The sequence below is a fragment of the Candidatus Marithrix sp. Canyon 246 genome, from assembly GCF_001723685.1.
Taxonomy (GTDB): Bacteria; Pseudomonadota; Gammaproteobacteria; order Beggiatoales; family Beggiatoaceae; genus Marithrix.
Window position 1 is genome coordinate 103,828 of the sequence record NZ_MCBX01000007.1, and the last position, 11,460, is coordinate 115,287.

Sequence of the window (11,460 nt, forward strand, 5' to 3'; positions counted from 1 at the left end):
TTCCTAATATCAAGCTTATTTAACTTCAGTTTTTTCTAAATTAAAAGCCGTATGTAAGGCTCTTATCCCTAATTCCAGATATTTTTCATCTACGACTACTGAAATTTTAATTTCAGAAGTCGAAATCATTTGAATATTAATACTTTCATCAGACAATGCTGTAAACATACTACTAGCAATACCTGCATGTGAACGCATTCCTACACCTACTAACGATATTTTAGCAATTCGTGTATCACCTGTCACATCTTTTGCATTTAATGACTTAGCACAATTCTCTAAAACTGCAAACGCATTCTTATAATCATTATTATGTACAGTAAAAGTAAAATCAGCAGTGCTATTATCAGCACCAAGATTTTGAATAATCATATCCACTTCAATATTAGCATCTGCAATAGGAGCTAATATTTGCGAAGCAATACCCGGCTCATTAGGTACCCCTAAGATTGTTAATTTGGCTTCATCGCGATTAAACGCAATACCTGAAATTAAGGCTTGTTCCATTATTTCATCCTCTGGCGCAATCAATGTGCCCGTTCCTTCAACAAAAGACGATAGCACACGTAATGGTACATTATATTTACTCGCGAATTCAACTGCACGAATTTGTAATACCTTAGAACCCAAACTCGCCATTTCCAACATTTCTTCAAAGCAAATTTTATCAAGGCGACGTGCTTCTGATACCACACGAGGATCAGTTGTATAAACACCATCTACATCAGTATAAATTTGACATTCATCCGCTTTTAAAACAGCGGCTAATGCAACCGCAGTAGTATCTGAACCACCTCTACCTAAAGTAGTGATATTCCCTTGCTCATCTACACCTTGAAAACCTGCTACCACTACAACCTTGCCAGTAGTCAAATCAGCACGTATAGCCTTATCATCAATATCAAGAATACGTGCTTTAGTGTGCGCACTATCTGTCAAGATACGTACTTGTGTACCTGTATAAGAACGCGCTGGACAACCAGCAGAATGCAATGCCATACTTAATAAACTAATCGTAACCTGTTCACCAGTAGCTAATAACACATCAAATTCACAATCTTTTGGTCGATCAGTAATACTTTTAGCAAGATCAATTAAACGATTAGTATCTCCACTCATAGCAGAAACAACCACAACAACATCATGCCCTTGAGCGCGTGTTGCCATGATTTTTTCAGCGACAGCAATAATTCTTTCTGTTGAACCTACAGAAGTACCACCATATTTTTGTACAATTAATGCCATTTCTTCAGTTATAATCCTTTACTTTTTCAACACAGGATTTCCAATCATAACATTTCTTATCTGTTTTCTAAACAAATCTACCGGAATTAATATCAAAGCAAACATTAATATATATAACCATTCCATCGCTTCTAATGGCACTGTACGTAAAATTTCACCACCAATATAGATAAAGCTTATTTGAACAGTAAATATAATTAATATTACCATTAAAAACAACTTATTTTCAATAAGATGTTCAAATAAATTCAAACTTTGTGTACGAGCATTAAATGTATTGAAAGTATGCATAAATACAAAAAAGCTAAAAAATGCTGTTAAATGTACATCCACAGATCGTGAAAATAATTCTTTAATTGGAAGATAAGTTAAAAAGATAATACTCATTACAGCCGCAATACTACTATTTAGTAAAATACTTGACCACATATCCCTGTTAATCAATGGTTCATCTTTAGGAATCGGTTTCTCTAACATATAACGCGATAAGGCTGCTTCTCCAGCAAAAGCTAAAGCTGCCAAAGTATCCATAATAATATTAATCCACAACAATTGCGTCATAGTTAGCGGCAAATCAAAACCAAAAAATGGTCCCAAAAATGCCACTAAAATTGCGGATAAATTCACAGTTAATTGAAAAACTAGGAATTTACGAATTGATTTAAATAAAGTACGTCCATATAAAGTAGCTTTATTAATAGAAGAAAAATTATCATCTAAAATAACAATATCACTAGATTCCTTAGTCATTTCAGTGCCGCTACCCATAGCAAAACCAACATCAGCATTTTTTACTGCCGGAGCATCATTAACACCATCACCAGTCATACCCACTACCCAATTTAACTGTTTTGCAAGTTTGACTAAACGGCTTTTATCACTTGGCAATGCTCTTGCAACAACATTAATATCAGGCAACTTTTGTTTAACTTCATCATCAGACATTGAAGCTAATTGTTTTGATGTAATAATATTATTATCCAAACCTACATCAATAGCAATTGCTTTTGCTGTTTCAGCAGAATCACCAGTAACCATAATGGTATGAATACCAGCCTGTTTTGCAGTTTGAACTGAATTATAAGAACTATCACGTAAAGGATCGCGTAATGCAAACAAACCTAATAAAGTTAAACCTTGATTCAAATTATTATTTTCATCAATTGACTCTTCAGTTATCGCCACAGCCAACAATCGCATAGCGCGTTTTGATAACTCATGTATGCGTTTTTCCAAAATACTAACATCAAGAGTACAATTAGCCAAGATAATTTCAGGTGCCCCCTTAACTAAAGTTAAATTTTTATCACCTTCAACTTGAGTCGCAGAAAATTTTCGAGTGCTATTAAAAGGAATAGTTTCAATAGTTGTGACATTTTCAGTTTCTTTTGAACTTAAAAAACTTAAAATAGCCTGTTCAGTTTTATCAGCACCCAGCATTTGAGGAGTATTATGACGAATTGCAAAAGCAACTTGCTCTGCTAATGCTGCTGGAATAGCATCAAATTTATAATAAGGAATATTATCACTACTTAAAAATAACTCAACTGCTTGCTTACCTTCAGTTAAAGTGCCAGTTTTATCAGTAAATAAAACAGTTAAACTACCAGCCGTTTCTATACCTAATAATTTACGTACCAACACATTTACTGATAACAATTTACGCATATTTAAAGCTAATACCATTGCAATCATCATAGGCAAACCTTCAGGCACTGCTACCACGATTATAATAATAGCTAAAGTCATTGCTGTGACAACATGCGCGAAAATTTGACCAAAATCTTGAGCCAAATAAACCGATAATCCACCATCAGTTTGCAAGAAAATATGATTTAACATAAACGCGACAAAAATAAAAGTCGCACCAATATAAGCAAAAATACTAATATGTTTGCTTAAAACAGTTAGCTTTTCTTGTAATGGAGATAAACGATCTTCTGCACTTATGAGTTCCAACATAGTTTTGCCATAGCGAGTATTCTCACCAACAGCAGTTGCCTTCATAACCGCTTCACCATCATCAATTAATGAAGCTCTAAACACACTATCATCATTAAAATCTTTAATGACAGGTTCCGACTCACCAGTTAAAGTAGCTTCATTAACATTTAAACGACCTGCAATTAACACACCATCAGTAGGGATAGTATCCCCCGGTTTTAACAAAATATGATCACCAACAACTAACTGATCTATATTGATTTCAACTAAATTATTGTTTCTAAAAACTTTAACTTTTATTCTAGCGGCATCTTCTAACAATTGTTGAAATTGATTCTCATTACTATATTCAGACCAAGTTGCTACAAAAGTAGCGATAAAAACAGCCACTGCAATACCAACACTTTCATACCACTGAGTATAACCAAAAACCATCAATAGCATCGTAATAGCCAAAGCTACCATTAAAATAATAATGATAGGATCTTTAAAATTAAGCCATAATTTATTCCAGAAAGTTTCTCGTTTTAAAGAAGAAATGGTATTTCTACCATATTGATTATGCGCAAGTTCAACCTCTTGATCAGTTAAACCGGGGAAATTAAATTTCATGTTAATTATCTCCCCCTTTTTTTCAAAGGGGGTTAGGGGGGGGTTTTAAATTTAAAAGCTACCTTCAACTTTTTCAACTACTGTTTCGATATGTGCCATTACACGTCGATTCATTTGATAATCTAAATCTGTAAGTTCAGGGTTAACTAAAAGACGAGATTCACCATAACCAACTGAACTCAAACGTGAAGGATCAATACTAAATTGACTGACTAAAACCTCACGTACAGCATCAGCTCGACGTTGAGACAAATCTTGATTATAAGCATCACTACCACGACTATCAGTATGTCCTTGTATTTCAGTATTAGTGCTAGGGTATTTTCTCATAAAATCAGCTACTTTTTGAATTTCACTGAAATACTGTTCTTTTACAATAGCTTTATTATAATCAAATAAAACTTCCAATCTAATTTTAACTGGCACCTCTAAAATACGACAACCAGTAACTTCAATTCTTGAATCTGCTGGAGTGTTAGCGCATTTATCATCACAATTATTGACACCATCACCATCATCATCTAATGAGCAAGGATCAATTGGTTGTGGAATTGTTGGTGGAATAACAACAGGAATTATAGGTGCAGGCTTTTCAGCACCAAAGCGATAAACTAAAGCGGCATTGACAGCATAATCGGTATCTTCATTATCAAAATTATGAAAAGTACGAGCTTCTGCTCTAATTGAAAGAGTTGGTGTGATTTTACGTTTTATACCCAAAGCAGCACTCATCATATCATCATCATCACCAAATTGTGGGCTTTGTTCTAAACGAGTATAACCGACAGCAACATAAGGTGCCCAATCACTATTTAAATCTAAACTAAAAATAGCATCCAGACGATACATATCTGCATTGACTTTTTCATCATCAAGTCTCCAAATCCAATCCTGATCTTCTGCTGGATTCTTAGTCTCAGAATTTAGTCTAGCATAATTACCTTCAATTGCAAAGTGTTTATTAATTTGATAACCTGCTCCAATACCATAAAAAACACCATCATCAGCATTATTATTATTATCTCGATCAAAGAAATAATATCCTACTGATGGTGCAACAATATATGGACCAGATTCGGTTTGTTCTGCAACAGCAATATTTATAGTATTAACTAACAATATTGTACTGAATATTAATACGTGATTTTTTTTCATCATTTAATGTTCCAAAGTTTATATATTATTAAATGAATTAGCAATTAATATTCCAAAAAAAACGCCCTCTAATTTAGAGAGCGTTATTAAATTAATTAATTAATTAATTAATTAATTTTATTGACCTTCTACTTCCTTAACCACTGTTTCGATACGTGCGATAACACGTCTATTCATTTGGTAATCTTCCTCAGTAACTTCAGAGCTGACTAGAGGTTGAGCTTCACCATAACCTACAGCGCGAAGACGTGATGGATTGATTTGATATTCATTAACCAATACCTCAAGCACAGCATCTGCACGTTGTTGAGATAAATCTTGATTATAAGAATCACTACCGCGACTATCTGTATGTCCTTGAATTTCAGTAGAAGTGCTTGGATATTTAGCCATAAAATCAGCTACTTGTTTAATTTCTTCATAGTATTCTGGTTTTACTATTGCTTTATCGTAATCAAATAATACCTTTAACTCAATTTCTTTTGGAATTTCTAAGATACGACAACCAGTAGTTTCAACATTAGAGCCAGCAGGTGTATCAGAACATTTATCATCACAATTATTGACACCATCACCATCATCATCCAAGGTGCAAGGATCAACTTCAGTAGGTTGTTCTGGTTCTGGTTCTGGTTCTTTTACTATGACTGGTGCTGGTGCTTTAGCTCCAAAGGCATAAAATACACCTAGATTAGCAGCATAATCAACTTCTTCATTATCGAAATTATAAAATGCACGAGCATCAGCTCTTAATAACATAGCAGGAGTTAAGGCATATCTCATACCTAAACCTGCATTAATCATATCATCATCATCACCGAATTGAGGATCTTGTTCAAATCTAGCATAACCTATAGCCAAATATGGGGACAAAGGGCTATTAAGATCTAAATTAAAGATACCATCCACACGGAACATATCTAAATCTAAATCTTGACCAGCACCTCTAGGTATTCTATCATTATCTAATAATGAATTTGTAATTTCAGAACCAAGTCTAGAATAATTAGCTTCAATAGCAAAATTTTTGCTAATTTGATAACCTAAACCTAAACCATAATAAACGCCATCTTCAGCATTATTACTAGTTTCATCATCAAAGAAAAAATATCCAACAGTTGGACCCGCGTAAAAACCAGTGGGTGTTGCAGCATTAGCAGTCACACTGCCTGCTAATAAAGTTGCGCCAATCGCAATAGAAGTAATCTTATGTTTAATCATTTTGTTCTCCTTATAATATCAAACAATATAATAATAGCAAAAAAATCGCGATATAAAAACCACAAACAGTGATATTTATACAATATTTATACTAAAATCATTGCTTTATATATTTTATCATGTGCATATATAGTAATTTTACGTTGTAAAATAGTCATGTTTTCACAATCTGGCAAGATTCATGCGGCTTTCATGATTACAATACCACAATACTAAATATACTTTATTATCATAAAGATATATAATAAATAGAAGTTTTATATATTTTTTGCTTGACTAAAATAAACTATCTGAGTATAATGGCGGCTGTTTATATCTACGGGGTATAGCGCAGTCTGGTAGCGCACTTGGTTTGGGACCAAGGTGTCGGGGGTTCGAATCCCTCTACCCCGACCAGTTTTTAGTTTTTTTTGAGCGCTCGTAGCTCATCCGGATAGAGCATCAGCCTTCTAAGCTGAGGGTAGCAGGTTCGAGTCCTGCCGAGCGCGAGTGATTATTCTTAATAATGGTGAACGTAGCTCAGTTGGTAGAGCCCCGGATTGTGATTCCGGTGGTCGTGGGTTCAAGCCCCATCGTTCACCCCATTCATCCCTTCTTATCTTAATGTCAACATACGCAATCGGTGATATACAAGGTTGTTATCAAGACTTACAAAATCTACTCCAACTAATCAAGTTTAATCCAAATCAAGACAGCTTATGGTTTGCTGGTGATTTAGTAAATCGAGGCCCTAAGTCCTTACAAGTATTACGTTTTATTAAAAGTTTAAATGAACGCGCTATTGTAGTATTAGGTAATCATGACATACATTTATTAGCAGTCGCTGAAAATAATCTTCAATATTTAAAACCGCAAGACACGCTAGGCTCTATATTATCAGCCTATGATAGAGAAGAATTATTACATTGGTTACGCAATCGACCATTATTGCATCATGATAGTACGCTTGGATTTACCATGATTCATGCCGGCTTACCACCACAATGGGATTTACAACAAGCACGTCAATATGCCAATGAAGTGGAACAAGCTTTAAGTGGTACACAATATAAAGACTATTTAGAAAATGTATATGGCAATAAACCGAAAAAATGGTCTGAAAAACTTGAGGGTTGGGAACGATTACGCTTTATTACTAATTGTTTTACACGTTTACGTTATTGTAATGCTGATGGTAAATTAGCCCTGAAAAAAAAGGATAACCCATTGCTTGAAGCGAATGAAGACAAAGATCAAGCATGGTTTTTATGGTCACATCGCGCTACCCGTGAACACAACATAGTTTTTGGACATTGGTCAACCTTGGGTTATTATGCTGACAATGGAGTATATGCTCTTGATACCGGCTGTTTATGGGGTGGAAGCTTAACAGCATTACGCTTAGAAGACAAACAAGTTTTTAGTTTGCCTTGTGTTGGTGCCTGTAATCCTAATGATTTTGCATAATTTCATCCTTTACAAATAATAGATTTTTATAAATCGCTGTTAAATCTTCTATTTTTGTACTATCAAAATTGTCTGAGATAAAATATTGGTATTTATTTTTATCTAGTTTTTCTAGTATTACAAAGTTCCAAATCGCCCCTACAATATAAGCTCCTTTCATAGTGGTAAAACCATTTAATTCTACAGCCGCAATTAATTCAGCTAATAATTGTGGTTCTGGGTTTGAATATTGTATTCCTTTTTTAAATTCTTGTATAAAAAAATAGGGTTTTTCGGGGCTAAACAGCCCTTTTGATACATAAAAATCACAGTTGCCAGTTAAAATAAATTCCTTAGTTTCATAGCTCAAGCTTTCATTATAAAAAGCTCTAATTTCATTCTCTATATCTTTATAATGAATTTTATTTAAAATCGGCGCGATAAAATTAATTTTTAAATCTTCCTCATTATAATCTTTTATAAAATCTTTGTTTTCAGCAATTAAGTCATTTAAAAATTTGATAATATCATTTGGTAAATTAATAGGTTTATTAAACCAGTTATCAAAGCAATTATTTGCAATTCTTCTTTTGATATTTACTATTTTTTTTAACTCTTGATCTTTAATCTTACTAAAAGAGTAACTAGGAATTTGATTTTGTAATTTTTCAAATTCTTGATTAATATAAACTATATCCTCTTTAGTTAGAGATGCTATAAAATCTTGAATATTCATTATTCACAGTGAATTTTTCTATGCTCCAGAACCGGAAAGCGATGTCGTAAATCAGATTGTTTTTTCAAATCTATTTCGGCGCAAATTACTCCAGAACCTTGATTTAAATCACTTAAAATTACTCCCCAAGGATCTACAATCATGCTATTACCATAGGTTTCTCTACCGTTTATATGATAACCTCCTTGATTAGGGGCAATTACATAAGATAGGTTTTCTATTGCACGAGAGCGTACTAAAATTTCCCAATGGGCTTTACCAGTTACTGCTGTAAATGCTGAAACTACACTAATTATTTCTACTCCTTGGGTTTGCATTTGACGAAATAATTCTGGAAAACGTAAGTCATAACAAATAGCCATACCTAAACGCCCACAAGGTGTATCTACTACCACAACCTGATTGCCAGCCTCAATAGTTTCTGATTCGCAATAGTGTTCATTCGCAGATACTGATACATCAAATAAGTGCATTTTATCATAACGATTTACACATTCACCAGTATTATCAAATAACAAACAAGCTGCGCGATATTTATTAGCCTCTGGTGTTTTAATTGGTATTGTACCACCTATTAACCAAACTCCTAATTTAGCCGCTTGTTGAGATAAAAAATCTTGAATTAAACCACTTGCTTGGGTTTCACAAATTTCAAAATAATCATCAGGATTATTTGCCATTAAGGCAAAATTTTCTGGTAAAGCGATTAATTTAGCACCCATATGAGCCGCTTCTTGTATTAGACGAGCGGCTTCATTTAAGTTTGCAGTAACATTGGAACCAGATGCCATTTGTATGGCGGCAACAGCTTGTATATTCATTTTACAGTTTATTTGCTACTCAATGATTTAGTTAAGTTTATTAGTTTTATAAATTCAGCGCGATAGCTAAATTTATCTTTGCCTCGTGCTTGTCGTGCTAGGTTTAAAATATCTTGATAAGAAAATTGTTGCAGATATTTACCACCTCGTAATTGTTGCCCAAAAGCGGCTACAGCGGCTGCAAAACGAAAATTATCACTAGTATTAGTAGTTTTAATATCTGTTTTCATTAATGCTTTTTCTACTAATATACTAGTATTAGCAGTTGGTGCTTTATAACGTAGGCGTAAAAATGCTAATTCATTAGTTTTCATTGAATTAGTTGCTTTTTTATCGCTATAACGTAGTTTTTCTAAGCGTTCTCCGCCGCTGCCTACTAAGGCTATTTCATATAGAGCGGTTACTGAATGCCCAGCTCCAATTTCTCCAGCATCGACTTTATCGTTTTTAAAATCTTCACGTTTTAATACTCGATTTTCATAACCAATTAAGCGATATTCAGCCACAACAGTTGGGTTAAATTCAATCTGAATTTTAACATCTTTGGCAATAGTTTGTAGAGTCGATGACATTTCATCTACTAATACTTTTTGAGCTTCGTTAAGTGTATCTATATAACTATAATTACCATTACCAGCGTCTGCTAATTGCTCCATTAAATTATCATTATAATTACCGGTGCCAAAGCCAAGTGTAGTTAAAGAAATTCCGCTTTTACGTTTTTCTTCTACCAGATTTTTCAGGGCTTCAAAATTGACGGTGCCAACATTAAAATCACCATCGGTTGCTAACAAAATACGATTAATTCCGCCTTTGATAAAGGCTTGTTCTGCGGTTGCATAGGCTAATTGAATACCTGCGCCACCATTAGTTGAACCGCCAGCAGTCAGTTTTTCTAAAGCCGCACTAATTTTAGCGGTTTGATTAGCCGCTGTTGGTTCCAAGACTAAACCTGATGCACTGGCATAAACAACTAATGATATTTTATCGCGTGCAGTCAACTGCTTAGTTAATAATTTTAAGGATGATTTTAATAATCCTAATTTATCTGGGCTATTCATTGAACCTGAAACATCAACTAAAAATACTAAATTTGCTGCTGGCAAATTGGTTTTTGGAATATCATATCCTTTGATACCGATATGTAATAAATGAGTTTTAGAATTCCAAGGTGTAGCTGCAATTTCGGTGCTAACTTTAAAAGGTGGGTTGGTAGTATTGGGTTGTGGGTAATTATAAGTAAAATAATTTATCATTTCCTCAACTCGTACCGCGTCGTGGGGTGGTAAATTACCAGAATTTAACATACGTCGTACATTAGAATATGAACCAGTATCAACGTCAATACTAAAAGTAGAAACTGCTTGCTCAGTTACATTTTTAATGGGGTTATCTTTAAAATTAGCGTAATTTTCACGGTTTACTTCTGGAATTGGTGCTGGTTCTTGTTGAAATGCCATCATTGGAGATGGCATTGCACCGCTAAGTTGTATTTGCTTTGCTGCATCTGACTGATGGCTAGTATTACCACAAGCATTTAGTGATAGAACAATTGATAAAATAAATATTTTGATATACATGGAACTCATCCTATTAAAAGTTAATAGTTATATTATATATCAAAATATGGCTTAATGCTATTTTAGACCTGACAGGTTTTAAAAACCTGTCAGGTCTGAGAGGATTCACTGAATCACGGTTTTTTAGACCTGACAGGTTTTAAAAACCTGTCAGGTCTGAGAGAATTCACTGAATCACGGTTTTTTAGACCTGACAGGTTTTAAAAACCTGTCAGGTCTGAGAGAATTCACTGAATCACAGTTCCTTTACAATCAATAGCCAACCAATTCTTAGCATCTGTGGCATCTATGTTTGTGGCTGTTATTACTCCGCAGCATTGGTAATTTCCTGCTTTCATTGATGTTGGTATTTGCATTTCTAATGGGTATAGGGTTTTGGTGCCGCTTAGTTGTATTTTTGGGCGGTAAGCTTTTATGTCGTTGGGTAGGCTGAATTCTTGGTTTTCTTTGATTGTTACAAAGTAGCCGGCTGTTGGTGGGTATATTAGGGCTGCGTAAACTGCGTAGTCTCCTGATGCGTAACCTGATGTGTTTATGTCTAAGTTGCAGCTTAGTGTTTCTCCTGTATTGTAAATTGAGCGGGGTAGGCGGACCTTTATGCTTACTGGTGGTGGTGGGGTGGTTATTTTTATTTCTGCTAGTTTGGTTTCTGACCATGTGCCTTGGGTATCTTGGGCTTGGTATATCACTTGCCAATGACCTGCTAGTAAAAAGTCGTTAT

At 34.3% G+C, this 11,460-nt stretch carries 9 protein-coding genes and 3 tRNA genes; 4 read left to right on the forward strand and 8 right to left on the reverse strand.

The genetic code is table 11. The annotated features are described in order from the left end of the window. Nucleotides 1-15: 15 nt before the first annotated feature. From BHU68_RS06505 to BHU68_RS06520, 4 genes are all read right to left on the reverse strand, one after another. A complete protein-coding gene (locus BHU68_RS06505) occupies nucleotides 16-1,245 on the reverse strand; it encodes an aspartate kinase (protein ID WP_069470680.1) in 1,230 nt (409 codons plus the stop codon). A gap of 18 nt (nucleotides 1,246-1,263) precedes the next feature. Continuing rightward, nucleotides 1,264-3,801 carry a calcium-translocating P-type ATPase, PMCA-type gene (locus BHU68_RS06510; protein WP_069470679.1) on the reverse strand — a complete coding sequence of 846 codons (2,538 nt, stop codon included), beginning with the start codon at nucleotides 3,799-3,801 and terminating at the stop codon, nucleotides 1,264-1,266. A gap of 51 nt (nucleotides 3,802-3,852) precedes the next feature. Beyond that, nucleotides 3,853-4,959, reverse strand: coding sequence for an OmpA family protein (locus BHU68_RS06515; protein WP_069470678.1), 1,107 nt, complete (start codon nucleotides 4,957-4,959; stop codon nucleotides 3,853-3,855). 114 nt (nucleotides 4,960-5,073) lie between these two features. Further along, a complete protein-coding gene (locus tag BHU68_RS06520) occupies nucleotides 5,074-6,177 on the reverse strand; it encodes an OmpA family protein (RefSeq protein ID WP_083234232.1) in 1,104 nt (367 codons plus the stop codon). 319 nt (nucleotides 6,178-6,496) lie between these two features. Between BHU68_RS06520 and BHU68_RS06525 the strand changes: the two genes are divergently transcribed. The 4 genes from BHU68_RS06525 to BHU68_RS06540 all read left to right on the forward strand — a co-directional run bounded on the left by BHU68_RS06525 (nucleotide 6,497) and on the right by BHU68_RS06540 (nucleotide 7,623). Next, nucleotides 6,497-6,573: transfer RNA gene (locus BHU68_RS06525), tRNA-Pro, on the forward strand. Nucleotides 6,574-6,591: 18 nt separating this feature from the next. Beyond that, nucleotides 6,592-6,665 (forward strand) — tRNA-Arg (locus BHU68_RS06530). A 20-nt stretch (nucleotides 6,666-6,685) separates the two neighbouring features. Next, a tRNA-His gene (locus BHU68_RS06535) sits at nucleotides 6,686-6,761 on the forward strand. Between the two features lie 19 nt (nucleotides 6,762-6,780). After that, nucleotides 6,781-7,623: a symmetrical bis(5'-nucleosyl)-tetraphosphatase gene (locus tag BHU68_RS06540; protein WP_069470677.1), complete on the forward strand. Its 843-nt coding sequence runs from the start codon at nucleotides 6,781-6,783 to the stop codon at nucleotides 7,621-7,623. On the opposite strand, the gene BHU68_RS06545 is transcribed toward BHU68_RS06540, so the two are convergent. From BHU68_RS06545 to BHU68_RS17210, 4 genes are all read right to left on the reverse strand, one after another. Further along, on the reverse strand, nucleotides 7,607-8,338 hold the full coding sequence (locus tag BHU68_RS06545; RefSeq protein ID WP_069470676.1) for a hypothetical protein: 732 nt from the start codon (nucleotides 8,336-8,338) through the stop codon (nucleotides 7,607-7,609). The genes BHU68_RS06540 and BHU68_RS06545 overlap by 17 nt on opposite strands. Continuing rightward, nucleotides 8,338-9,159 (reverse strand): carbon-nitrogen hydrolase family protein, encoded by an 822-nt coding sequence (locus tag BHU68_RS06550; RefSeq protein WP_069470675.1) that lies wholly within the window; start codon nucleotides 9,157-9,159, stop codon nucleotides 8,338-8,340. The genes BHU68_RS06545 and BHU68_RS06550 overlap by 1 nt, the downstream gene beginning before the upstream one ends. Before the next feature lie 8 nt (nucleotides 9,160-9,167). Beyond that, nucleotides 9,168-10,739 carry a vWA domain-containing protein gene (locus BHU68_RS06555; RefSeq protein ID WP_171899520.1) on the reverse strand — a complete coding sequence of 524 codons (1,572 nt, stop codon included), beginning with the start codon at nucleotides 10,737-10,739 and terminating at the stop codon, nucleotides 9,168-9,170. A 227-nt stretch (nucleotides 10,740-10,966) separates the two neighbouring features. Then, nucleotides 10,967-11,460 (reverse strand): hypothetical protein (locus BHU68_RS17210; protein ID WP_171900388.1); only part of this gene is annotated, 494 nt, incomplete at its 5' end.

Coding starts and splice junctions, on each gene's coding strand:
- BHU68_RS06505 (WP_069470680.1), bottom strand. CDS start 1,245: ATGGCATTAATTGTACAAAAATATGGTGGTACTTCTGTAGGTTCAACA.
- BHU68_RS06510 (WP_069470679.1), bottom strand. CDS start 3,801: ATGAAATTTAATTTCCCCGGTTTAACTGATCAAGAGGTTGAACTTGCG.
- BHU68_RS06515 (WP_069470678.1), bottom strand. CDS start 4,959: ATGATGAAAAAAAATCACGTATTAATATTCAGTACAATATTGTTAGTT.
- BHU68_RS06520 (WP_083234232.1), bottom strand. CDS start 6,177: ATGATTAAACATAAGATTACTTCTATTGCGATTGGCGCAACTTTATTA.
- BHU68_RS06540 (WP_069470677.1), top strand. CDS start 6,781: ATGTCAACATACGCAATCGGTGATATACAAGGTTGTTATCAAGACTTA.
- BHU68_RS06545 (WP_069470676.1), bottom strand. CDS start 8,338: ATGAATATTCAAGATTTTATAGCATCTCTAACTAAAGAGGATATAGTT.
- BHU68_RS06550 (WP_069470675.1), bottom strand. CDS start 9,159: ATGAATATACAAGCTGTTGCCGCCATACAAATGGCATCTGGTTCCAAT.
- BHU68_RS06555 (WP_171899520.1), bottom strand. CDS start 10,739: ATGTATATCAAAATATTTATTTTATCAATTGTTCTATCACTAAATGCT.